Source organism: Nitrospirillum amazonense (genome assembly GCF_007828035.1).
Classification (GTDB): domain Bacteria; phylum Pseudomonadota; class Alphaproteobacteria; order Azospirillales; family Azospirillaceae; genus Nitrospirillum; species Nitrospirillum amazonense.
In genome coordinates this window covers 107,144-130,419 of record NZ_VITV01000011.1, presented here as the reverse complement: position 1 = coordinate 130,419, position 23,276 = coordinate 107,144, and the positions used below count along the sequence as shown (strand labels likewise).

The 23,276-nt window shown below is 67.0% G+C and carries 24 protein-coding genes; 12 read left to right on the top strand and 12 right to left on the bottom strand.

What is annotated here, in order from left to right; all coding sequences use genetic code 11:
• Nucleotides 1-439: 439 nt before the first annotated feature.
• The 5 genes from FBZ87_RS24360 (at nt 440) to FBZ87_RS24340 (ending at nt 5,820) form a co-directional block, all read left to right on the top strand.
• The gene (locus tag FBZ87_RS24360) at nt 440-2,050 is read left to right on the top strand and encodes a FlxA-like family protein (RefSeq protein WP_145613186.1); all 1,611 of its coding nucleotides are present in this window, start codon (nt 440-442) and stop codon (nt 2,048-2,050) included.
• A 107-nt stretch (nt 2,051-2,157) separates the two neighbouring features.
• On the top strand, nt 2,158-2,616 hold the full coding sequence (locus tag FBZ87_RS24355) for a hypothetical protein (protein ID WP_145613185.1): 459 nt from the start codon (nt 2,158-2,160) through the stop codon (nt 2,614-2,616).
• Nucleotides 2,617-2,911: 295 nt separating this feature from the next.
• Nucleotides 2,912-4,048, top strand: coding sequence for an aromatic ring-hydroxylating dioxygenase subunit alpha (locus tag FBZ87_RS24350; RefSeq protein ID WP_145613184.1), 1,137 nt, complete (start codon nt 2,912-2,914; stop codon nt 4,046-4,048).
• Complete coding sequence (locus FBZ87_RS24345; protein ID WP_246134572.1) at nt 4,045-4,809, top strand: GntR family transcriptional regulator; 765 nt, start codon at nt 4,045-4,047, stop codon at nt 4,807-4,809. The genes FBZ87_RS24350 and FBZ87_RS24345 overlap by 4 nt, the downstream gene beginning before the upstream one ends.
• Before the next feature lie 36 nt (nt 4,810-4,845).
• A complete protein-coding gene (locus FBZ87_RS24340; protein WP_145613183.1) occupies nt 4,846-5,820 on the top strand; it encodes a PDR/VanB family oxidoreductase in 975 nt (324 codons plus the stop codon).
• A 5-nt stretch (nt 5,821-5,825) separates the two neighbouring features.
• On the opposite strand, the gene FBZ87_RS24335 is transcribed toward FBZ87_RS24340, so the two are convergent.
• Nucleotides 5,826-6,659: a metallophosphoesterase gene (locus FBZ87_RS24335; protein ID WP_145613182.1), complete on the bottom strand. Its 834-nt coding sequence runs from the start codon at nt 6,657-6,659 to the stop codon at nt 5,826-5,828.
• Between the two features lie 128 nt (nt 6,660-6,787).
• Nucleotides 6,788-7,252, bottom strand: coding sequence for an Rrf2 family transcriptional regulator (locus FBZ87_RS24330; protein WP_145613181.1), 465 nt, complete (start codon nt 7,250-7,252; stop codon nt 6,788-6,790).
• Nucleotides 7,253-7,622: 370 nt separating this feature from the next.
• Here FBZ87_RS24330 and FBZ87_RS24325 point away from each other — a divergent pair, with 370 nt between their 5' ends.
• Nucleotides 7,623-9,059, top strand: coding sequence for a cytochrome ubiquinol oxidase subunit I (locus FBZ87_RS24325; RefSeq protein WP_145613180.1), 1,437 nt, complete (start codon nt 7,623-7,625; stop codon nt 9,057-9,059).
• Nucleotides 9,056-10,069 carry a cytochrome d ubiquinol oxidase subunit II gene (gene cydB, locus FBZ87_RS24320; RefSeq protein ID WP_211107164.1) on the top strand — a complete coding sequence of 338 codons (1,014 nt, stop codon included), beginning with the start codon at nt 9,056-9,058 and terminating at the stop codon, nt 10,067-10,069. Before FBZ87_RS24325 ends, cydB begins: the two co-directional genes overlap by 4 nt.
• A 43-nt stretch (nt 10,070-10,112) precedes the next feature.
• Here the strand turns inward: cydB and FBZ87_RS24315 are convergent, their stop codons facing one another.
• The 4 genes from FBZ87_RS24315 to FBZ87_RS24300 form a co-directional block, all read right to left on the bottom strand.
• Entirely contained in the window at nt 10,113-10,766 is a 654-nt protein-coding gene (locus tag FBZ87_RS24315; protein WP_145613179.1) for a hypothetical protein, read from the bottom strand.
• 519 nt (nt 10,767-11,285) lie between these two features.
• Entirely contained in the window at nt 11,286-11,399 is a 114-nt protein-coding gene (locus tag FBZ87_RS24310; RefSeq protein ID WP_145613178.1) for an NnrS family protein, read from the bottom strand.
• Nucleotides 11,400-11,442: 43 nt separating this feature from the next.
• Entirely contained in the window at nt 11,443-11,967 is a 525-nt protein-coding gene (locus tag FBZ87_RS24305; RefSeq protein ID WP_145613177.1) for a GAF domain-containing protein, read from the bottom strand.
• 37 nt (nt 11,968-12,004) lie between these two features.
• The gene (locus tag FBZ87_RS24300) at nt 12,005-12,733 is read right to left on the bottom strand and encodes a glutamine amidotransferase (RefSeq protein WP_246134571.1); all 729 of its coding nucleotides are present in this window, start codon (nt 12,731-12,733) and stop codon (nt 12,005-12,007) included.
• 210 nt (nt 12,734-12,943) lie between these two features.
• Here FBZ87_RS24300 and FBZ87_RS24295 point away from each other — a divergent pair, with 210 nt between their 5' ends.
• Entirely contained in the window at nt 12,944-14,203 is a 1,260-nt protein-coding gene (locus tag FBZ87_RS24295) for an MFS transporter (protein ID WP_145613176.1), read from the top strand.
• A 273-nt stretch (nt 14,204-14,476) separates the two neighbouring features.
• Nucleotides 14,477-15,382, top strand: a complete 906-nt coding sequence (locus FBZ87_RS24285) for a ketopantoate reductase family protein (RefSeq protein WP_145613175.1) — start codon at nt 14,477-14,479, stop codon at nt 15,380-15,382.
• On the opposite strand, the gene FBZ87_RS24280 is transcribed toward FBZ87_RS24285, so the two are convergent.
• Nucleotides 15,379-16,581 carry an acyltransferase family protein gene (locus FBZ87_RS24280; protein WP_145613174.1) on the bottom strand — a complete coding sequence of 401 codons (1,203 nt, stop codon included), beginning with the start codon at nt 16,579-16,581 and terminating at the stop codon, nt 15,379-15,381. The genes FBZ87_RS24285 and FBZ87_RS24280 overlap by 4 nt on opposite strands.
• 172 nt (nt 16,582-16,753) lie before the next feature.
• Between FBZ87_RS24280 and FBZ87_RS24275 the strand changes: the two genes are divergently transcribed.
• Nucleotides 16,754-17,104: an antibiotic biosynthesis monooxygenase gene (locus tag FBZ87_RS24275; RefSeq protein ID WP_145613173.1), complete on the top strand. Its 351-nt coding sequence runs from the start codon at nt 16,754-16,756 to the stop codon at nt 17,102-17,104.
• An 8-nt stretch (nt 17,105-17,112) separates the two neighbouring features.
• Here the strand turns inward: FBZ87_RS24275 and FBZ87_RS24270 are convergent, their stop codons facing one another.
• Nucleotides 17,113-17,697: a TetR/AcrR family transcriptional regulator gene (locus FBZ87_RS24270; RefSeq protein WP_145613172.1), complete on the bottom strand. Its 585-nt coding sequence runs from the start codon at nt 17,695-17,697 to the stop codon at nt 17,113-17,115.
• 207 nt (nt 17,698-17,904) lie between these two features.
• Here FBZ87_RS24270 and FBZ87_RS24265 point away from each other — a divergent pair, with 207 nt between their 5' ends.
• A complete protein-coding gene (locus FBZ87_RS24265; protein WP_246134570.1) occupies nt 17,905-19,002 on the top strand; it encodes an HlyD family secretion protein in 1,098 nt (365 codons plus the stop codon).
• A 42-nt stretch (nt 19,003-19,044) separates the two neighbouring features.
• Complete coding sequence (locus FBZ87_RS24260) at nt 19,045-20,628, top strand: MDR family MFS transporter (RefSeq protein WP_145613171.1); 1,584 nt, start codon at nt 19,045-19,047, stop codon at nt 20,626-20,628.
• A 125-nt stretch (nt 20,629-20,753) separates the two neighbouring features.
• On the opposite strand, the gene FBZ87_RS24255 is transcribed toward FBZ87_RS24260, so the two are convergent.
• The 4 genes from FBZ87_RS24255 to FBZ87_RS24240 form a co-directional block, all read right to left on the bottom strand.
• Nucleotides 20,754-21,344 carry a hypothetical protein gene (locus FBZ87_RS24255; RefSeq protein ID WP_145613170.1) on the bottom strand — a complete coding sequence of 197 codons (591 nt, stop codon included), beginning with the start codon at nt 21,342-21,344 and terminating at the stop codon, nt 20,754-20,756.
• Nucleotides 21,341-21,883 carry an RNA polymerase sigma factor gene (locus FBZ87_RS24250; RefSeq protein WP_145613169.1) on the bottom strand — a complete coding sequence of 181 codons (543 nt, stop codon included), beginning with the start codon at nt 21,881-21,883 and terminating at the stop codon, nt 21,341-21,343. The genes FBZ87_RS24255 and FBZ87_RS24250 overlap by 4 nt, the downstream gene beginning before the upstream one ends.
• 202 nt (nt 21,884-22,085) lie before the next feature.
• Nucleotides 22,086-22,460: a group III truncated hemoglobin gene (locus FBZ87_RS24245; RefSeq protein WP_145613168.1), complete on the bottom strand. Its 375-nt coding sequence runs from the start codon at nt 22,458-22,460 to the stop codon at nt 22,086-22,088.
• A 196-nt stretch (nt 22,461-22,656) separates the two neighbouring features.
• On the bottom strand, nt 22,657-23,166 hold the full coding sequence (locus FBZ87_RS24240; protein WP_145613167.1) for a hypothetical protein: 510 nt from the start codon (nt 23,164-23,166) through the stop codon (nt 22,657-22,659).
• Nucleotides 23,167-23,276: the final 110 nt, after the last annotated feature.

Here is a 23,276-nt window from a genome sequence, read left to right as displayed (position 1 = left end):
GCGCTTCCCGCCCTCGCCCGCCATCGACGGATCCCCGTCCCGCCTGTCTGGGGATCCGTCGTACGGCCCGGGTGGCCCCCGCAAAACCACCCAGGGCCTATCGGCCCGCCCCGCCGCCGGTTGCATCCCCCAGAAAACCCGGCGGCGGGGCGCGGTCTTTAGCTAGTAATATAGCAGTATATCGTGCTTTACATTGAATGATTTCTCGCACATGCGGCTTAAAGCCGCTCATGGGATCTTAAAAATGAATTTACTTATCTAAAAGATCCTTTAGTCGACTGCCACATTTCTTCAATCGACAACTGCTTTAAAGGGCCATCGCGCCTGTCCGGGTGCGGATAAGAAGCCAATCAGTTGATGGGAGTGGACAGTAATGTCTATTGAAGCGCGGAACGGATGGACCCATCCGCCGCATCAGATCCGGAAAGGCCGCGCCTTCGTGCGTGCCGCGTTCATGACCACGGCCTGCGTCGCCCTGATGGGTGCAGCGACCGCGGCGCGCGCTGAGGACGCCGCCAGCACCACGAAGCATAAGAAGGCCGCCTCGGCTGCCGCCACCGCCGCCACGCCGACCCAGATCGTGGCGACCCAGGCGCAGATCGACGCCCTGAACAAGCAGATCCAGGCGCTGCAGTCGCAGCTGCAGGCGCTGGCGACCCAGCAGGACACCAACGCCAAGGCGGTGGTGGAATCCCGCGCGGCTGCGGAGAAGGCGGCCACCGCCGCCACGCAGATCGCCCAGCAGCAGAAGGTGACCGACCCCAACGACAACAGCCTGCGCCTGGGCAAGGGCGTGAAGCTGACCTTCGGCGGCTTCATCGAAGCGGCCAGCGTCTACCGCTCGCGCAACATGACCGCGGACGTCGCCACCCCCTATGCCGCCATCCCGCTGAAGAACTCCTCCAACTATGATCGGGGTGAGTTCCGCGGCAGCGCGCGCCAGAGCCGCGTGACCATGCTGGCCGAAAGCGATGTCGGCCCCGATACCCACCTGGGCGCCTACTTCGAATCCGACTTCCTGGGCGTCGGCACGTCCTCCAACAGCGGGCAGAGCAACAGCTATGTTCCGCGTCTGCGCCAGGGCTACTTGACCGCCGATTGGAAGGATACCGGCTGGCACCTGCTGGCGGGCCAGTCCTTCAGCCTGGTCACCACCAACAAGTCCGGCATCGATCCCCGCACCGAAGCGCTGCCGATGGGCCCGGACGCCCAGTACGCCGCCGGCTTCGACTGGACCCGCAACTGGGGCCTGCGCGTGGTCAAGGACTGGAACCGCCATTATTGGCTGGGTGTGGCGTTGGAAAGCCCGCAGGCGTCCATCAGCGGTTCGACCGCTTTGGTACCCAACAGCAACACCAACCCCGGCGGCTCGCTGCTGAACAGCACGGCCAACTACTCCACCGACATCGCCCCCGACCTGATCGTGAAGGCCGTGGCCGAGCCCGGCTGGGGCCACTACGAGGTGTTCGGTCTGGCGCGTGAGTTCCAGAGCCGTGCCGCCGGTCAAAACTACACCGAGACCGGCTTCGGCTTCGGTGCCGCCGCCATCCTGCCGGTGGTGCCCAAGTATGTGGACATTCAGCTGAGCACCATGGCCGGCCAGGGTATCGGCCGCTATGGTTCGTCCAGCCTGCCGGACGTGACGGTGAACCCCTACGGCCGCCTGTCGCCCATCACCGAGGTCACGGCCATGGCCGGCGTCATCGGCCACCCCACGTCCGATTGGGATCTGTACGCCTACTACGGCCTGGAACAGGACGACAGCAAGGCGTTCACGGTCGCCGGCAAGGCCTACGGCTATGGCAACGGCCTGGCCGTCAACACCGGTTGCTACACCGAGAACTCGCCCCTCGCCTGCGCGGGCAACACCCGTTCGGTGCGGGAGGCTACGGCCGGCTTCTGGTGGAAATTCTACCACGGCAACATGGGCACCATGCAGTTCGGCATGCAGGGCGAATACATCCGCCGCGACCTATTCGAGGGCGTGGGCGGCAGCCCCAGCACCGACGACACGGTGCTCTACACCGCTTTCCGTTACTACCCGTTCTAAGTCCATCACCGGGCCCGGCTCCCTCGGGGGCCGGGCCTTTTCCAAGGTCCCGATGCCATCATGAAAGCTTGATGGACGGGACCGCCCCGAAGAGGAGCACGACCGTCATGCCGGAAAAAGCCACCCCCAAGCTTAAGGATCAGCGGGTCATGACCACCTTCCGCCTGGAACCCGACCTGCTGCGGCAGATCAAGATCCGCGCGGCGCTGGACGGCACCAGCATCAACGCGCTGATGGAGCAGGGCATCCGCCATATCCTGCGCATCAACCGTGAGAACGACGAGTCCGTGCGCCGTTTCATCATCTTCGTGGCCGAACTAAGCCCGGCGGAAATGCAGCGCCTGGGCGCGGGCCTGGATGACATCGTGATGGAAGCGGCCACCGGGGAGTTCTACCTGTGGGCCCACGGCTTGCGGCGCGGCGATAGGGACCGCACCGTGTTCAACAGCCACAGCCTGGCGGACACCGGCCTCAGCGGGCGCCAGATCCGCCAGCACTTGCTGGACCATGCCGACGCCCTGGTGAACGCGCCCCAGGACCTGCCGGTCAAGTCGGGCCGGGCCTGAGGTTGGCCGCGTGGGCCCTTTCCTGCGGGGGCGGAAAGGGCCTTGTGCGGGCGGCGGCCTGCCGCCCTGGACGCAGGATGCGCTGAACATCCGTCACGTCGATGCCGGCCAGGGCAACGCCACCGTCATCCTGGGGTCCGACGGCATCACCTTGGCCGGCGGACCCTATGCGTGCCGGGGCTGGTGTATGCAGAAATGGGTGTGGTGGCCGACATTTTGATCCATGAGACCGGAGTTGCATGCAACTTAGTCTTCAGGTACATATGCTCCATAACAAATGTGGAGGAGCGGTGCCATGGGTCGGGACGATCGGGCGCAGGGTGAGGGCCAGTCCTGGGTGACGGGGCGTTCGTTGGTTTCCGGGGCTGGGGCCTCTGGGCCGGATACGGCGGCGAAAGCCTGGCCGGACAACGCCTGGTACGCGGCGGCCTGGGACCATGAGGTGGGTCGGGCCCTGTTCCCGCGTACCATCTGCGGCACGCAACTGGTGTTCTATCGTCAGCTGGACCGCACGCCCGTGGCCCTGGCCGACGCCTGCTGGCATCGCCTGGTGCCCTTGTCCAAGGGCCGGCTGGTGGGCGATGGTGTGCGCTGCGGCTATCACGGCCTGGAATACGCCGCCAACGGCCGCTGCACCCACATGCCCAGCCAGGAAACGCTGAACCCGGCGGCCTGCGTGCGATCCTACCCGGTGGTGGAACGGCACCGTTTCCTGTGGGTGTGGATGGGCGATCCGGCCCTGGCCGATCCCGCGCTGGTGCCCGACCTGCACTGGAACCATGATCCCGAGTGGGCGGGCGACGGCCGCCTGATCACGGTCAAGTGCGACTACCGCCTGGTGCTGGACAATCTGATGGACTTGACGCACGAAACCTTCGTGCACGGCTCCAGCATCGGCAACGACGCGGTGGCCGAGGCCCCCTTCCAGGTGACCCACACCGACAAGACCGCCACCGTCACCCGCTGGATGCACGGCATCGACCCGCCGCCTTTCTGGGCGGCCCAGCTGGGCAAGCCGGGCAAGGTCGACCGCTGGCAGATCATCAATTTCGAGGCACCCTGCACCATCGCCATCGACGTGGGCGTGGCCCCCGCTGGCACCGGCGCGCCGGAGGGCGACCGTAGCCAGGGTGTCAACGGCTATGTGCTGAACACCATCACGCCCGAAGCGGACGGCAGCTGCCATTACTTCTGGGCCTTCTGCCGCAACTACCGCCTGGGCGAACAACGCCTGACCCACGAGCTGCGCGAGGGCGTCCACCGCATCTTCGGCGAGGATGAAGAGGTGCTGGAGGCGCAGCAGCGCGCCATCGAAAGCCATCCGGATCGCCGTTTCTACAATCTGAACATCGATGCCGGCGGCATGTGGGCCCGCCGCCTGATCGACCGCATGATCGCGGCCGAGCGACCCCAGCGGGTGGCGGCGGAATGAAGGCGATGGTGGCGGAGGAAGAGGGCAGGGGCATGCAGGTAGCGCGCGCGCAGCAGGGTCTGCGCGAGCTGATCCTGGCGGGGGAACTGCCGCCCGGCAAGCGCGTGTCCGAACCGGCCATGGTCGAGCGGCTTGGCGTGTCGCGCACGCCGGTGCGCCTGGCCCTGGAGCGGTTGGCGCAGGAAGGGCTGGTGGCGCCCGGGGCCAGCGGCGGTTTCGTCGTGCGCGCCTTCACCGCCGCGGATCTTGCCGACGCCATCGAGGTGCGCGGCACGCTGGAGGGCCTGGCCGCCCGCCTGGCGGCGGAGCGCCGCCCCGCCGCCGCCGCCCTGGGGCCATTGCGCGATTGCGTGGCGGCGCTGGACCGGCTGGTGGCCCAGCCGGCGCTGAGCGAGGCGGACTTTGACGAATATGTCCGCCTCAACGCCTTTTTCCATGAGGAACTGGTGCGCCTGGCGGGCAGCGGCGTCGTGGCGCGCGCGGTGGAGCAGGCGGCGGCACAACCCTTCGCCGGCCCTTCCGCCTTCGTGCAATTGCACGCCACCGAGGCGGCGGGCCGCGACACCCTGGTGGTGGCCCAGGAACAGCACCGCCTGCTGCTTGAAGCCATCAGCCGGGGCGAAGGGGCCCGGGCCGAGGCGCTGGCGGCCGAGCATGCCCGCGTGGCCCAGCGCCGGTTGCGCGCCGCCCTGAGCGATCGGGACAAGCTGACCGGCCTGCCCGGCGGATCACTGCTGCGACTGGCGGCGGCGTGGCCGTGACCGTGGCGCTGAAACATAACGGGAGGAAAACGACCTATGGGATTCAAGGCGGAATGGGGATCGGGGCGCCTGCTGGCCACCCGCGACGTGGCCGATGGCATCCGCCAGTTCGACATCCAGCCGGAGGGGCCAGTGCCGGCCTACGGCCCTGGATCGCACATCCAGGTGCAGGTGCTGATCAGCGGCCAGCCGGACGTGCGCCACTATTCCCTGGTGGGGGAACCGGGCGACGGCATCCTGCGCATCGCGGTGAAGCGGCTGCCTGACAGCCGAGGCGGTTCCGCCTACATGTGGGGCCTGACGCCAGGCGCGCGCCTGACCATCAGCGCGCCCCTGAACCATTTCCAGCTGTCGGCCGGCCGGCCCGATCACCTGCTGATCGCTGGTGGCATCGGCATCACCCCCATCCTGGCGATGGCGCGCGCGCTGGCCCGCCGGGGTGCCGTAGTCCGCCTGCTCTACGCCGCCCGCCGCGCCGTGGACCTGGCCTTCGTGGAGGAATTGCGGACGCTGCTGGGTGACCGGTTGCAGATCTTCCTGGATGCCGAGGGCCAGGCCATCGACTTCAAGGTTGAGCTGGCCCGCGTGGCGCCGGGGGGCGAGGTCTATATCTGCGGGCCTGCCCCCATGATGGCGGCGGCGCGCCAGGCGTGGGCCGCCCTGGGCCGCCCGCCGTCCGATTTCCGGCTGGAAACCTTTGGTGCCGGCGGCGCCTCTCCCGCCCAGCCGTTCATCGCCCAGGTGCCCCGCCTGAACCTGACGGTGACCGTGCGCCCTGACCAGACCCTGCTGTCGGCCCTGCAGGAGGCTGGTGCCGACCTGATGTACGACTGCCGCCGGGGTGAATGCGGCCTCTGTGCCCTGGACGTGGTGGATGTGGCCGGCGGCGCCCTGGACCACCGCGACGTCTTCCTCAGCGACCGGCAAAAGGCGGAGGGCCGCCAGATGTGCGTCTGCGTCTCCCGCGCCACCGGCACGGTGACGCTGGATACGGGGGACAGGGCGGGATAGGGGCCTTACAGCGGCCCCGCCCGCTGGGCATCCAGGACGCGGATGTCAGATCCGTGCAGGACCACGGCGGACAGGCGGCCGCTGCGATAGGCGCCGGTGTCCACCGCGATGCGCTGGGGCAGAATGTCGACGTCCGGCACGATGGTGTGGCCGTGGACGATGACCTTCTCGTGCGGCCCCTCGGCCAGCATGAAGGGCGCGCGGATCCACAGCATGTCTTCCGCCGTCTGTTCGGCCAGGGGCCGGCCGGGGCGTATGCCGGCGTGGACGAAGGCGTAGTCGCCGTAGACGACTTGATACGCCAGGTCGTCCAGAAAGCGGCGGTGCGATGGGGGCAGCTGGGCGGCCAATGCCTCGCTCAACGCCACGGCCTGCAGTACGGCCGGCCCCTCCATCACCGCCGGCAGGCCATAGCTGCGCAGGGTGGCCGGTCCGCCGAAGTCCAGCCAGCGCAGGGCGGCCAGGGGATCGGCCAGGAAATCCAGCATGGATTGTTCGTGGTTGCCGCGCAGGCAATGGCGGGTGAAGCCGGGCAGCATATCGTCCAGGGTGCGGCCGGCCGGGTCGGCGCCCCCGCGCAGTAGGTCGATGACCCCGCGGCTGTCCGGACCCCGGTCGACATAGTCGCCGAGCATGATCAGCACCGGCGTCAGGGGGCCGTGGCTCTCCACCATCCTGGCGTGGTCCCGGGCGACGGCGTCCAGCAAGCGGCGCAGCAATCCCAATTCACCGTGGACGTCGCCCACGGCATAGAGGACGTGCCCGTCCGGCGCCCGGGGCGCCGTCCGGTCGGGACGGGCCTGGGCCGGCCTGAGGGCGGCGCGCAGTCGGTTCAGCATCGCGAATGACATCCGGCAAGGATGCGGGTGGGGTGAAACCGACGGTAAGGGCTGGGCGTTCCCCTGTCACCATCGTTGCCATCAGGGCGACCCTGCGTTGATCGGGACACCGTGGGCTTGGGGGGCGATCAGGCGGTTCCGGCCAGGCTGGGGGGCAGCGGCAGGTCCAGCAAGCCGGCCAGGGTGCGGCGGGGCTTCACCAAGTCGGCCAGGGTATAGTCGTCCAGCACGGCCAGGAAGGCCTGCAACGCTTCCTTCAGGGCGGACTTCAACACGCAGGTTGGGTTCAGACGGCACAGCGCGGGAGAAGTGCTGGAGAAGCATTCCAGGATGTCCAGCTCCTGCTCCGTGGCGCGGACGACCTCGCCCAGACAGATATCTTCCGCCTTTCGGCCCAGGCGCAGCCCGCCGCCCCGTCCGCGCACGGCCTCGACGTATCCCAGCTGGCTCAGCTGATGCACTACCTTCATCAAGTGGTTCTTCGAGATGTCGTAGGTCTGGGCGACGTCGTTGATGGTGGCCAGGCCGTCAGACTTCAGCGCCAGGAACACCAGCGTGCGCAACGCGTAATCCGTATAGCTCGACAGCCGCATGGGGCCCTCAAAAACAGCGCGAGGAATACATCTATACCCCATACACACGGTCGTGTTCGCCGGTTTTGTTATGAGTGTCATGCGATGCGGGTCGTGACGACCGGTACTGGACGATCCCTTCCGCCCCGGCGCAGGGCGCCGGTGGATAGGCCGGGCCGCAGCCATTCTTGCACCCGGGCACGGATGCCAACCGGTTCCGACAAGTTACCGCAAAAATCACCAATCATTCCTGGGCTCAGTGCCTTAGACAATTCGACCGCTGGACGGTTCGCCCGATCAAGCGGATCTTGAGCGCACGTAAACGCCAGGGGCATTTTCAACCGCGGACAGGCTCCACCCCCCGGCGGCCTTCGAGAAGGAGACCAGTCCCATGTCCACCGACCGCCTGTTGGATCCCCTGATCCTGTCCCGGTTGCAATTCGTCTGGGTGGTGGCCTGGCACATCCTGCTGCCAGCCTTCACCGTGGGGATCGCCTCTTACATCGCCATGCTGGAAGGGCTGCACGCCTGGACCAAGAACCCCGTTTACTTGAGGATTTCCAAGTTCTGGATCCGCGTGTTCGCCGTCACCTTCGGCATGGGCGTGGTCAGCGGTATCGTCATGCCCTTCCAGTTCGGCACGAACTGGAGCCGCTTCACCGACGCCGTGTCCAACGTGGTGGGGCCGCTGTTCGCCTATGAGGGCCTGACGGCGTTCTTTCTGGAGGCCGCCTTCCTGGGCGTGCTGCTGTTCGGGCGCAAGCTGGTGCCGCCCTGGGCCCATTTCGTGGCGGCCAGCATGGTGGCCCTGGGCACCCTGCTGTCCACCTTCTGGATTCTGGCGGTGAACAGCTGGATGCAGACGCCCCGCGGCTACACCGTCGTCGACGGACGCTTCTTCCCCGCCAGCTGGGTGGACATCATCTTCAGCCCCAGCTTCCCCTACCGCCTGGCCCACGTGGTCAGCGGCTTCTATGTCACCACCGCCTTCGTCGTGCTGGCGGTGGCGGCCTACACCCTGCGCAAGGGCCGCTTCCCGGATGAGGGACGGGTGATGATGCGCATGGCGCTGGGCTTCCTCACCCTGTTCGTGCCGCTACAGATCGTGCTGGGCGACATGCACGGTCTGAACACCCTGGAACACCAGCCGGCCAAGCTGGCCGCCATGGAAGGGCTGTGGGAAGGCGGGCAGGGCGTCCCGGCGTCGCTGTTCGGTTTCCCCGACCAGAAGGCGGAAACCAACCATTTCGAGATCACCGTGCCCAAGCTGGGCAGCCTGTACCTCACCCATCACTGGGATGGGGCGGTGAAGGGACTGAAGGATTTCCCGGCCGACGAACGGCCGCCGGTGATCGTCGTCTACTGGGCCTTCCGCGTCATGGTGGGGGCGGGCCTGGCCATGCTGGCCATCGTCGGCGTGGGCTGGCTGCTGCGCTGGTCCGGGCGGCTTTATACGACCGGCTGGTATCTGCGCGGCCTGCAATGGGCAGGGCCTCTCGGTTTCATCGCCGTGCTGGCCGGCTGGACCACGACGGAGGTGGGTCGCCAGCCTTGGACCGTCTATGGCCTGATGCGCACGGCGGACTCGGTGACGCCGTCTCTGACCGGCGGGGACGTCATCCTGTCATTGCTGATGTACATGGCGGTCTATCTGCTGATCTACCCCACGGGTTTGCTGCTCCTGCGGCGCATCGTGCGCAACGGGCCGCTGGATCACGATGCGGAGAACGACACGCCGGTGGAAAGCGGCCGGCCGGCCCAGCCGGTGGTGGCCCTGCCACTCGCCCAACTTCCCGAGGGACATGCTGCGGAGGGACATACGCCATGAACGGCCCCATGCTCGACCTGGTCGGCGTCTGGACGGTGATCCTGGGCGCCGGCGTCTTCTTCTATGTGCTGCTGGACGGGTTCGACCTGGGCGTGGGCATGCTCTACGGCCTGAACCCCGACAGCACGTCGCGCGGCATCATCATGAACTCCATCGCCCCCATCTGGGACGGTAACGAGACCTGGCTGATCCTGGGCGGCTTGGCCCTGCTGGCGGCCTTTCCCCTGGCCTTCGCCATCATCATCCCGGCCTTGTATTTCCCCGTGCTGCTGATGCTGTTGGCCCTCATCTTCCGTGGCGTGGCCTTCGAGTTCCGCTTCAAGGACAAGGAGCACCGGGGCTTCTGGGACAACGCCTTCGCCTACGGTTCCGCCGTCGCCACCTTCGCCCAGGGCACCGTGCTGGGCGCCTTCATCCAGGGTTTCCAGGTGGAGGGGCGGCAGTTCACCGGCGGTTCCTTCGATTGGCTGACGCCCTTTTCCGTCATGACGGGCGTGGCCCTGATGGCGGGCTACACCCTGCTGGGCGCCGGCTGGCTGATCCTGAAGACGGAGGGGGGCCTGCAGGACTGGGCGCGGGTGCAGGGGCGGCGGGCGCTGATCCTGGTGCTGGTTGGCATCGGCATCGTCAGCCTGTGGACTCCCTATGCCGAGCCCGACATCGCCCAGCGCTGGTTCACTTGGCCCAATATCATCTTCCTGGCGCCGGTGCCCCTCGCCAGCGCGGTGCTGGCCTGGGCCACCTGGCGCAGCCTGGGCCGTGACCATCACGCCTGGCCCTTCGTCTATGGCATCGGCCTGTTCATCACCGCCTACCTGGGCCTGGCCATCAGCCTGTGGCCCAACATCGTGCCCCACAGATATTCGCTGTGGGACGCCGCCAGCTCGGAAAGCACCCAGGCCTTCCTGCTGGTGGGTACGCTGTTCCTGCTGCCCATCATCCTGCTCTACAGCGGCTGGTCCTATTGGGTCTTCCGCGGCAAGGTGAAGGCGGACGCGGGCTATCATTGATGATGGGCGCCCCGGCCGGCGTCGATGCCGGCCGGGGCGCCGTTCATTTCGCGATGTACTTTCCGCCCCGCGGTTCATTCCGGCGGCTGGGGAAATGGCGGAAGATCAGCGAATGGACGTTGCCGGTGCTGGTGCCCAGAGCCGCGGCAATCGCCTTGTAGGATTGGCCGGCATCCAGCATCTCCCCGATCTTGCGGATCCGATCCTTCAGGACGACGGGGTTGCGCGGCTTCAAGGTGGGGAAGTACTGGCCGATGGCGTTACGGACATAATATTCCGAGACGCTGGTTTCCCGGCTGATATGCGCTGGCTTATGGCCCTGGCGGTACAGGGCGCCGATATGGGCGATGATCTCGGGCGTCAGCTTGCTCGTCCCGCCAAATCCTGGGATATTCCTATATATGTACTGTCGGATGGTGTGCTGACTCTTGCCCAGAATCACGGCGATCGAGGGCACGGTTTCACCAGCGCGCAGCAGCGCTTCGATCGTTTCAAGCTGATATAATCGCAGGTCGATATTTCGGCTGGAGAGTTCCGGAAAATACCAATTTATCAATATTGATAAATAACTTGGGCTCATATTCAATGCGCTGGCGATCCTGTAAATCGGATAACCTTGATCGCACATTAATTTTATAAGAGCAATCGTATCCGGATTATGCCGTTTTGGCGATTTATTAAGAACTGTATTCTTCATGGCGTTTTCCCGGATATGAATTACGAATTTTCCGTGACTGCCACCCATGCCAAAAGTAAAATATATTACGAGAGCGGATGTTCTGCGCATATAGAACACCCAGGCTGATCGATTTGCTTGGCAAATCGCGGAGGAGAGCCTATCGGATTTTTTTTGATCTTCAAAATATACGAACATCCCGGGTTGGAGTCTCGAAGAAAAGTCGAGACGCACACCCAGTGCGACAAATTTTCTGGTCAACTGCGGCGATGGCCTCGTGCGGGGGTGAGGTCGGCCGACAGGGACCTGTCGCGCCCAAGTCACAACGGCCGGCTTCGTCGGTCTTGCCGCAAGCGGCCTCACGCGATCCGCTCCAGGCGCGGCCGCCGCCAATAAGGCAGATAGCGCGCCGCGAACAGGGCGAAGGCGGCGATCCAGAGCAGGGCCGAAAGGACCAACAGCGATAGGTGCGCGCCCCCATCAGGCTGGCCACAATGCGGGACAGGGTGGCGCCGTTGACCAGCAGATAGACACCGACCGTCACCGGTCGGCAGTCAGGGGGCAGCCGGTATGGCCCAGTGTGGCCCGGCTCATGACCGCCAGCATCATGGTGCCGATGGACCCGGCGGTCAGGGCGTGTCTCGCCGTCGCCATGGGCACGGCATTATCGAACTGCGGCGGGCGCTACCCTAGGCGATTACAGCGGCCAGTCGCTACCCGTGACGAACAGGTCCGCCAAGGCCTCGACACCAGCCTGGTCTTGCGCGTCGAAACGGGCCGGGCTGGGGCTATCCAGGTCGATGACGCCCAGCACTTGGCCATCCAGGATCAACGGTACCACCAGTTCGGAGCGCGAGGCCGCGTCGCAGGCGATGTGGCCGGGGAAGGCGTGCACATCCTCCACCAGCACGGACTGGCGCCGTTCCACGGCGGTGCCGCAGACGCCCCGGCCCACGGCGATGCGGACGCAGGCCGGCTTGCCCTGGAACGGGCCCAGCACCAGCTCTCGCGTGCCGCCCAGGTTACCCTTGGCAGCGTTGCGCATGAAGTAGAAGCCGGCCCAGTTCAGGTCGGGCAGGGTGGTGAACAGCAGGGCCGACAGGTTGGCGGCGTTGGCGATGGCGTCGCGCTCATCGGTCAACAGGCCGCTGAGGTCGGATTTCAGGTCGCTGTACAGCGTGGCCTTGTCGCGCGGGGTGTCGCTGGTGCGGGCTTGGAACATGGGAAGGCGTCCTCGAGGGGCAAACGATGGCGCTGGCTCAGTCCAGCCGCGCCAGCCAGGGGTTGAATATACGCGTCGCCTGGTCGGCGGCGCGGGCAGCCATCACAGTTCCGGCGGCGCGCAGCTCCGGCACCGACAGGCCTGCGGCCGACAGCTCTGCCGCGTGGCCCACGTACCACAGGTTCAAGCGCGCCGGATCGGCCTCGATATGGAACTGCAGGGCCAGGGCGTTTGTGCCATGGCTGTAGGCCTGGTTGGGATAAAGGCCGCTGCCGGCCAGGCGGGTGGCGCCCTGCGGCAGATCGAAGGTGTCGCCGTGCCAATGCAGCACCCGGGCCCCGGGTTCCCCTAACGGCGCCAGGCAGGAGGCGCGCCCAGCCTCGGTCAGATCCAGGGCGCCCCAGCCGATCTCCTTGGCGTGACCGGCATAAACACGGGATCCCAGGGCGCGGGCCATCAACTGGGCGCCCAGGCAGATGCCCAGCACCGGCCGCCCGGCCGCCAGCCGGCATTCCAGCAGGGCGATCTCCTGGGTCAGGAAAGGATGTTCCTTATCCTCATACACGCCGATGGGGCCGCCCAGCACCACCAGCAGGTCGGCATCGGCGATGGCCGGGTGGGCCAGGTCGTCCACTGGCGCCTCGCGATACTCCACATCCCAGCCGCCGGCGGCCAACACGGGCGCCAGCAGGCCCAGATCCTCAAACGCCACATGGCGCAGCGCCACGGCTTTCCTGGTACGCGACATGGGCCTGGTACGCGACATGGGAAGGAACCTCCGGTGCCGGAATGGAGGGTCCGTTATAGGGGGCGGGGAAGCACGCCGGGTAGGGGATTTTGCTGCAGCTGGGGCAGCACGTATCATGGGCGCCCATTTCCCTGGCTATCGATGTAAAGGTTTACATGAACGCCAATCAGCCCTATGAGTCGGCCAAGCCGCAGGGATGGGCGGCAAACCGAAAAATGGGGGAGGGGCATGAGGACGCGCCTGCTGGTGATGATGGCGTTGCAGATCGCCATCTGGGGTGCCTGGGCGCCCAAGCTGTTCCCCTATATGACCATGCTGGGCTTCGGGCCCGGCCACCAGGCGCTGGTGGGCAGCGCTTGGGGCATCGCGTCGGTCATCGGCATCTTCTTCTCCAACCAGTTCGCCGACCGCCGCTTTTCGGCGGAGCGTTTCCTGGCGGTCAGCCACCTGATCGGCGGGCTGTGCCTGGTCGGGGCGGGGTTCGCCACCGACTTCTGGCCCTTTTTCGCCTGCTTCCTCGGCTACAGCCTGGTCTATGTGCCCACCCTGTCGGTGGGCAACACCCTGGCTTTCGCCAACTTGGCGCAGCCGGCGCGGGAGTTCGGGGCGGTGCGTGTGGGCGGTACGCTGGGCTGGGTGCTGGCCAGCTGGCCCTTCGTCTTCCTGCTGGGCGCGCAGGCGACAGCGGCCCAGGTGCGTTGGATCTTTCTGGTCGCCGCCATCCTCTCCTTCGCCATGTCGGCCTACGCCCTGACCCTGCCGCACACCCCGCCCCAGCGGGAAGGGGGGCGGGAGGGTACGGTCGACCGGCTAGCCTGGCGCCGCGCCTTCGCCAGCCTGCGCCAGCCCGCGGTGGCCGTGCTGTTCCTGGTCACGCTGTTGGACGCCGTGGTCCACAACGGTTACTTCGTGATGTCGGATGCCTTCCTCACCAATCGCGTGGGCATCGCCGGCAACCTCAGCATGGTGGTGCTGAGCCTGGGCCAGGTGGCGGAGATGGCGACCATGGCCGTGCTGGGCTGGGTGCTGGCCCGCCTGGGTTGGCGGCTCACCATGATCATCGGCATCCTGGGGCATGCCGCCCGCTTCCTGGTCTTCGCCTTCCTGGCGGACAGCGTGCCCGCCATCGTGGCGGTGCAGTTGCTGCACGGCGTCTGCTACGCCTTCTTCTTCGCCACCGTGTACATCTTCGTCGATGACGCCTTCCCCAAGGATGTCCGGGTCAGCGCCCAGGGTCTGTTCAACCTATTGATCCTGGGCGTCGGTAACGTCATCGCCAGCTTTGTCTTCCCCGCCCTGTCCAGCCGGTGGACGGTGGTGGTGGAAACGGCCACCGGGCCGCAGGCGGCGGTGGACTACCGCACCCTGTTCCTGGTGCCGACGGCCCTGGCCTTGGCCGGGGCCGTGCTGCTGGCGCTGTTCTTCCGGCCCGGTCAAAGGGTGGGCCGGGGGGTGGACCAGGGAGCGGAGCAGCCGGTCGAGGTCTGACCGTCGCCATTCCCGCCCCTCTTCCGCCACCGCAGCCAGCGCCGCCTGGTCGTGCAGGGTGATGCGGGACCGTCCCTGGGCGCGGCCGCTGGACAGCCAGCCCAGCTTTTCCCAGGCCGCCACGGTACGGTGAAGGGCGTGATCCGGCCAGGCGGATGCGCTTTCGGCGGGGGAGGGATGAGCGATGGGCCGTTGCGCCGCTTCCCGGTCCCCCGCACCTTAACCGCAACGCCGCGTAGCGAAAGGCGCGCTATCACACGGGAGATTCGCAGGATGAACATCGGTGTCATGGGGGCCGGCGCGGTCGGCTGCTTCTTCGGGGGCCTGCTGGCCCGTGCCGGGCATGCCGTCACCTTGGTGGGCCGGCCGGCCCTGGTGGAGGCGGTGCGCGCCCATGGCCTCCGGCTGCAGATGAAGGATGGGTTCGACGGCCAGGTCGCCATCGCCGCCGCCCCGGGGCCGGAGGCGCTGGCCCATGCCGACCTGGTGCTGTTCTGCGTGAAGTCCGCAGATACCGAGGCGACAGGGCGCGCCATGCTGCCTCATCTGAAGCCGGGTGCTGTGGTGCTGGCGATGCAGAACGGCGTCGACAACGCCGAACGGCTGGCCGCCGTGCTGGGCCGGCCGGTGGTGCCGGTGGTGGTGTATGTCGCGACCGACATGGCGGGGCCGGCCCATGTGCGCCACCATGGCCGGGGCGACCTGATCCTGGGCACGGGCCCGGACAGCGGGCGGGTGGCCGAAGTGCTGCGGGCGGCCAACATTCCGGCCACGGTGTCGGCCGGCGTCACCGCCGCCTTGTGGGACAAGCTGATCATCAACTGTGCCTACAACGCCATGTCGGCGGTGGCGCAGGTGACCTATGGCACCATGGTGACGGTGCCCGAGGTGCGCGCCGTCATGGCCGACGTGGTGGCGGAGGCCGTGGCCGTGGCGCGCGCCCGCGATATCGCCGTGGGCGAGGACATCCTGGATCGGGTCATGGCCCTGGCCGCGGCCATGCCCAACCAATTCTCCTCCACCGCCCAGGATTTGGCGCGGGGCAAGCGGAGTGAGATCGATTACCTGAACGGCCATATCGTGCGCCAGGGCGCGGCCCTGGGCATCCCCACGCCGGCCAACCAGGCGCTGCTGGCCCTGGTCAAGCTGCTGGAGGCCAAGGCCGCCCTGGCCGTCTAAAGCCGCACATGCAGGCCCCTGCGGTGCAGGGGCAGCAGCGCCAGCACCACCACGCTCAGGATGCCCAGCGCACAGGCGAAGGATGCCAGGTAGGGGTCGGCGATGACCGCCCCCGCCAGCCCATCGCCCCAGCCCTGCGGGGTGATGGGACCTTGCGCGGTGACGATGAAGGGCACGCCGCCGATGGCGCTCAGACTCTGTGACAGGGTGAAGGCCAGGATGGCGTTGCCGCCCAGCACGCGGAAGGGGAAGCTCAGCGCCTGGGGCAGGGTGGCGTGCCCTTGGTCGAGCAGCACCGACAGGAGGACCAGGACACCTAAGGAAAAGCCGCTGCTGAACAGGGCGAAGCTGCTGGTCCAGATGCGCTTGTTGATGACCAGCACGGGGTCCAGCGCCAAGCCCGCCATCATCAGCAGGACGGCGGCGACCAGCAGGTTCAGGCGGCTTTCGGACGCCTTCAGCGCCGTGCCGGCCAGCACGCCCGCCAGCACGTTGACCGTGGCGGGCAGGGTGGACAGCAGGCCCTCGGGATCATAGACGACGGCGCCGGCCGCATCGGTGCCATAAGGCCACAGATGCGGCACCGTGAAGACGCCGCGGTCGATCCAGGATGGCAGGTTGCCGCCCGGGTCCAGATGCCCCGCGCCGATGCCGGGCACCGGCACCCAGGCCAGCACCCCCCAATAGCCCAGCAGGATGGCGACCATGGCCACCAACAGTGCTCGCCGGTTCACCGTGCTGCCGGCGTCCGGATCCACCCTGGCGGTCGCCAGGCATAGCGTGGTGGCCAGGGTGTAGCACAGGGCGATGCGCTGCAGGATGCCGGGCAGGCGCAGATGCGGCAGGTCGAAATAGGGCAGGGCATTCAGAACCAGGCCCAGGGCGATCAGCGTCAGGGCCCGCCGCGCGATCTTGGCCCCCGCCGCCCGCTTGTCCTGCGCCAGCTTGCCGAAGGACAGCGCGATCGCCAGGCCCACGCTGAACAGGAAGGTGGGGAACACCATGTCCGCCAGGGTCCAGCCGTCCCACGGGGCGTGCTTCAGCGGCGCGTAGGCCTTGTCCCAGTCGCCGGGGCTGACCACCAGGATCATGCCGGCGACGGCCAAGCCCCGCAGCACATCCAGCGAAGGGAGGCGGTTGGTCGTTGGGGCGAGCCCGGCGCCGTGCGCACGGCATGACGTGTCGGCGGCGATGGTCATGACTTTCCGGTCCTCCCCAATTTTCTTGTGGGACACAGCATGACATTTTCTGACAGCGTTGTCACATGGGATTTGACCAAGCCGAAGCGGCCCATTTTGCCGCTTGACCTCAACTTATGTTGAGGTCTTAGCCTGCGGACGCCTTTGAACAATCCGGTTGGAGCCAGCCCTTATGAACGCCCATGCCCCCGTGCCCTCCTGCGCGGACGCCAGTCACCGCTATCGCATTGACAAATTCACCGTGCCGGCGGCGGCGCGCGACGCCTTTGTCGAGCGTATCCGCTTCATCGACGGCTTCCTGCATGATCAGCCCGGCTGCCTGCAGCATGGCCTGTATGAATGGCGGCTGGATGATGGCGACTACGGCGTCGTCACCCTGGTGCAGTGGGAAAGTGAGGAGGCCATGGCCGCCGCCAAGGCCCGTGCGGCTGAGGAGTACCGGCGCCAGGATTTCAACCCCGGCGCCTTCCTGGCCAAGTGGGGCATCAAGGCCGACATGGGCAGCTACATGCGCCTGGGCTGATCAGTGGATCAGGCTGTTGGTTTGGCGGCGATGCCGTTCACCAGGATGTCGATGACGCCGTCCATCCAGGCGTCATCGGTGGGCACGTGCAGCAGCAACTGGTGGTAGATGGCGCCGAAGGTCAGATCCAGGATGGTGTGTGGTGCCACGCCCGGGCGGATGGATCCGTCCTGGATGCCCCGTTCCAGCAGGGGCACCACCTCCGCCCGACGGGGGGCCACCAGGTTCTCCTTGAACAGGCGCAGGGTTTCCGGGTCGCGCTGACATTCCGCCAGGATGCCGGCCATGATGGGGCCGGTGCTGCCCCGCATGGCCCGCGCCACCGACTTCAGCAGCCGGCGAAACTCCGCCAGGGCGTTGTCGCCCTTGGGTTCCAGCGACAGCTCCCGATTCAGCATGTCCAGCGTCGCCTCCATGGCAATGGCGCCCCGGCTGGGCCACCAGCGATACAGCGTGCTGCGCGAGGCGCCTGCCCGGGTGGCCACCTTGTCCAGGGTCAGCCGCGCCAGCCCTTCTTCCCGCAGCAGCTCATAGGTCGCCTTCAGGATGGCGGCGTGGCTGGCGTCGCTGCGGGGTCGACCGACGGGGGCCATGGGGGTTCTCCTCAGCAATGGTCCGGGGCGTGGGCGTGCCCGGGCATCCACCTCACCATAGGCCCCATTCGGAGGCGGGGCGAGGGCAGTGAGACATTACGACACGACATGTCTCGTATTCAAAGGCGACGCTGCTCGTTAATTACGAAACGGTCCAACTTGTATCGAAATTTGAACCCACCCCTTCTGGTTCCTCAGGAGATTTCCATGGTCGACATCACTGATACCGCCGCCCCCGCTGTCGCCGGTGCCCGTGCCGGTGGCCTCCTCAAGCGCGTCCTGCTGGCCGGTGTCGGCATCGCCGCCCTGGCTGCCGCCGGCCACTATGGTTTGGACTACTGGCGTACCGGCCGGTTCCTGGTGGAAACGGACGACGCCTACGTCGATGCCGACGCCTCGACCATCGCGCCGCACGTTTCCGGCTACATCGCCAAGGTGCTGGTGGACGACAACCAGATGGTCAAGGCGGGCCAGCCCCTGGCCATCATCGATGACAAGGATTTGAGGACGGCGCTGGACCAGGCCCGGGCCGCCCGCCAGACGGCGGAGGCCAAGGTGGCCAACATCCAGGCGCAGATCACCCTGCAGCAGGCCCTCATCGACCAGGCCGCCGCCCGCCGGGTGTCGGCCAAGGCCGCGGCCACCTTCGCCGGCCAGGACAGCGACCGCTTCAACCAGCTGGTCATCACCGGCGCCGGCAGCGCGCAGAAGGCGCAGCAGGCGACCTCCGTGCGCCAACAGGCGGATGCCGACCTCAGCACGGCCGAGGCCGGCCTTGTCGCCGCCTGCCAGCAGGTGGAGGTGCTGAAGACCCAGAAAGTCACGGCGGAGACGGAGGTGGACCAGGCGCGCGCTGCGGAGCACCAGGCCGAACTGAATCTGGGCTATGCCACCATCACCGCCCCGGTGGACGGCGTGGTGGGCGCCCGCTCCGTCCGCGTCGGCCGCTATGTCCAGGCGGGTACCCAGCTGATGGCGGTGGTGCCGCTCCACCAGGTCTATGTTGTCGCCAACCTCAAGGAAACCCAGCTGACCGACGTGAAGCCGGGCCAGCCGGTGGACATCGCCGTCGACACCTATCCCGGCGTCGTCGTCCATGGCCGGGTGGATAGCATCTCCCCCGCCAGCGGGCTGAAGTTCGCGCTGCTGCCGGCTGACAATGCCACCGGCAACTTCACCAAGATCGTCCAGCGCGTGCCGGTGAAGATCACGCTGGACGCCTACGCCGCCGCCGGCAAGGGCGCGGTGCAGCTGCGCCCCGGCATGTCTGTGGAACCCACCATCAACACGAAGGACGCGGACTGACGGCCCGTCCCGCTCAACCCGCCACGTCCAGGAGTGAGGGTCATGGCAAACGCAGTATCACAGGCGGCGCCCGCCGGGGCTGAAGCGCCCACCAGCTTCAAGACCTGGTTGGCTGTGGTGGGGTCGATGATCGGTGCCTTCATGGCGGTGCTGAACATCCAGATCACCAACGCCTCTCTGCCCGACATCCAGGGCGCCATCGGCGCCGGCATCGACGACGGCGGCTGGATCTCCACCTCCTACCTGGTGGCGGAGATCGTGGTCATCCCCCTCACCGGCTTTCTGGTGCCGGTGTTCTCGCTGCGCCGTTACCTGCTGGCCAACACGGCCCTGTTCCTGGTGCTGTCGGTGGCCTGCGCCTTCGCCGGCAACCTGCAGCAGATGATTCTGCTGCGCGCCCTGCAGGGCTTCTTCGGCGGCGTGCTCATTCCGCTGGCCTTCACCATCACCCTGACGATGCTGCCCCGGTCGAAGCAGCCCATCGGCCTTGCGCTGTTCGCCATATCCGCCACCTTCGCGCCCGCCATCGGCCCCACCATCGGCGGCTACCTGACCCAGACCTACGGCTGGCAGTACATCTTCTACGTCAACGTGGCACCGGGTGCCGTCATGCTGGCGGCCCTGTTCCCCACCCTGCCGTCGGCCCCCATGAAGCTGTCGTTGCTGAAGAAGGGGGATTGGCCCGGCATTGCCACCCTGGCCATCGGCCTGGCCGCCCTGCAGACGGTGCTGGAGGAAGGCAACAAGGACGACTGGTTCGGCTCCCCCTTCATCGTGAAGCTGTCGGTGGTGGCGGTGCTGTCGCTGGGCGCCTTCCTGTGGATCGAGCTGACGGTGGCCAACCCGCTGCTGAACCTGCGGCTGCTGACCCGTCGCAATTTCGGCCTGGGCAGCGTCAGCAACATCATCCTAGGCATGGCGCTCTATGGGTCGGTCTTCCTGCTGCCCAGCTACCTGTCGCAGATGCAGGGCTATAACTCGGAACAGGTGGGTGAGGTGCTGGCCTGGACTGGCTTTCCGCAGTTGGTCATCATCCCCTTCGTGCCCTTTCTGATGAAGAAGGTCGATGCCCGTATCCTAGTGGGCGTGGGCTTCGTCCTCTTCGCCGCCAGCTGCTTCCTGAACATCCATTTGTCCAAGGACTACGCCGCCGACCAGCTGGTCCTGCCCAACGTGGTCCGCGCCGTGGGCCAGTCCCTGGTGATGACGCCCCTGTCGGCGCTGGCCACTGGCGGCATCGAGCGTGAGAACGCCGGCTCCGCCTCCGCCCTGTTCAACATGATGCGCAACCTGGGCGGCTCGGTCGGCATCGCCGGCCTGCAGACCATCCTGACCAAGCGGGAACAGTTCCACTCCACCGTCATCACCACCCATGTGACGGGCTTCAGCGAGGCGACGGCCGACCGCATCCAGGAATTGCAGGAACGCTTCCTGTCGGTGGGCGGCGTCGATCCCGACCTCGCCTGGAACCAGGCGGTGCAGGCCATCGGCAAGTCGGTGAAGCTGCAATCCTTCCTGCTGGCCTACAGCGACGCCTTCTACCTCATGGGTGGCGCCCTGGTGCTGGCCCTGCTGGCCGCCCTGATGATGAAGAAGACCAGCGGCGGCGGGGCGGGCGCGCATTGAGCTGACGCTGAAATCGGAAACGTTCCTATCCACGATGGTATGGGGACGTTTCCGATTTTAAGGGGTGGTCCCGGCTTCAGGCCAAGGGGCCTTGTTGAATCCGGGTGCGGACCGGCAGGCGGACCTTAGCCCCTGAGCATCCGGTCCAGCTCGTTGATCTGGTTCTGCAGACGTGCCGCGCCAAGCAGGCTAACCAGCACGACGATGGCCAACATCAGCAGGCCGATGACGCCGCCCAGGATGATGAAGGTATGGTCGAGGTCCAGCGGCCGTCCGCCGGCATGATCCTGCCGATAGCGGCCGACATAGATCAGGATCAGCCCGGGCAGGAACAGGGGAAGGTCGCGGCGGCAGAAGGCGGCTGCGCCCCGGTACTGGCGGACCAGGGCGTCGCGGTAGGCATCGACCACCGTCCGGGCGTCGCCCCCGGCAGCCCGCGCATTGCCCCGCTGCTGCAACCGCCACATGGTCCAGCCCAAGGCGAGGATGGTCAGCGCGCTGCCCAGCTTGATCATCCAGCCGGGGAACAGCCAGATGTAGGACGCGAAGATCGCGGCCGCGACGGCGGTCCCGATGTATTCCCGCAGGTTGCGGCGGCGGATCTTGCGTTCGAAGGCGGCGGCCTTGGCGCGGATTTCGTCGAGGGTCACGGGCGGAATCTCCTGTTCCTGGGTTTGCCACAAGGCTTGCAGGGTGTCGGCGGGATCGGCCGTCATTTCGGGCCTCCCTTCTGCGTGGGCGCGGGTTGGAAATGCCGGGCCAGCACGGCCTTGGCGCGGTGGATCTTGGTGGTGACGGCGCCAGGCGAAAGGCCGGTGACCTCGCCGATGGCGGCCCCGTCCTCACCTTCCAGGTACAACAGCATCACCTGCTGGTCCGGGGCCTTCAGCCGGCGGATCAGGTCATATAGCCGGTTCAGGGTCTGTTGCCGGTCGGCCATCTGTTCGGGGTTGTCAGGGGCGGCGAGGCCATCCAGCTCTTCCAGGCTGACCGGCTTGCCAGGGCGTGAGCGGCGTTGGCGCAGGGTGTGGGTGGCCCCGGTGTTGTGGGCCAGGCGGAACACCCAGGTGCGCAGGGCCGCGCGCCCGTCGAAACTGTCCAGGCTGCGCCACAGGGCCAGGTGGATGTCTTGCAGCAGGTCGCGCGCCAGGTCGGGGTCGCGCTCATAGGCGCGGGCCAATCGCTCCAGCGCCGGGCCGAACTGGGCGACCGCCTGCTGGTATCGCGTGTCCCGGCTGTCCTGCCCGCCGTCCATGACCCATCCCTTGGCATCAGTGATGACAAGGTAGTCCGGAACGCGGGGAATTTCTTACGGCCGCCGTTTGGGAAAAAAGCCCCCACCCCTAGCCGTCACCTGGATGGGGGGCCAGGGGTGGGGTGGCCAGTCACTGATGGCGGGAAGGGGTGTCGCCGCCATCAATTTCCTCGGGCGGGGCCGAAGAAGCGGGGAAGGCGGTTCAGGCAGCCGGGCGGTAGAAGAGGCCCAGTTGCAGGCTGGTGGCGATGCGGGCGGCCTTGGCCAGGGCATCGGCGGCGGCGTCCGGCGGCAGCACGTCGGCCGTGGCCTGCGACCACAGGGCGAGCCAGCGGTCGAACAGGGCGGGGGTTAGGCGTTCCAGATGCTTCAGGTGGGCAGCCATGGGGTTGCCCTTGTAGCGCGGACCGGCCTGCCGCTCCGGCGACAGCAGCAGCGCGGACCAGAAGGCGGTCAGGGTTTCCAGATGGTGGTCCCAGTCGCGGATGGCGTGGTTGAACACCGGCCCCAAATCGGGATCGCGGCGCACCCGGGCGTAGAATTGGGAGACTAGGGTGGCGATCAGCGGCTCATCCATCACTCACCTAAAAACATGCATTGATAATGAATGTTATTTTGCCGCCAAAAGGATGTAAGTGGCGCATTTGTTTTGCGCCGCGGGCATGCGGCTGGTGCATCGCAGGGAATGCGCTCCGCAGCTCCCTTGGGCCCGGTCCGCTAGGGCGGACGCCATCTGGTGCGAAAAGTCCTTGAAAGGGGCTTGTCAGGGCGTGTCACGCCCGGGCGTGCGCGGTCGCCAGCCATCCACCGGCCAACCGGCAGGGAACGAGCAACAGCAGGGTGGCGGCAGCGGCCACCTGCAGGCGCTGCAGCAGGGCCGCCAGCAGCAGGCGGGGATGGTCGGCCCACATCAGGAAATCCGGCACGTCCATGCGCAGCGGATGCTGCACGCTGCCGAGTTCAGCCAGAGAGCCCAGGGCGGCGCCGCCGCCAAACAGGGGCACCAGCACCATCAGCGCCTGGGTGGCGCCCTGCAGCAGCGGGAAGGGGGTGGCACTGCTGCGGCCCAGGGCCAAGCGGGCCAGGGCCAGCAACAGGACGGCGACGCCCAGCATCTGGTTGACCTCGCGCAGCGCCGCCTCGCTGGCGGTGAATGAAACGGCATGCAGGCTTAGGCTCAAGGCCGACACCTCATGGGCCAGGGCTAGGCCCATGGACAGGCGGTCGCGGGGCAGCAGGGCGGAGATCAGGGGGCGGATGGCCAGGGGGGGTAGGATGGTCATCGGGCAAACCTCCGGCTGTCCGGGCATGAGCCCGGCGTCTGGAACGCGGCGCTGGTTGGGAAGGCGGGGCGGGGGGGACAGCCCCCGGAATTGATGGCTTAGGTGTACTG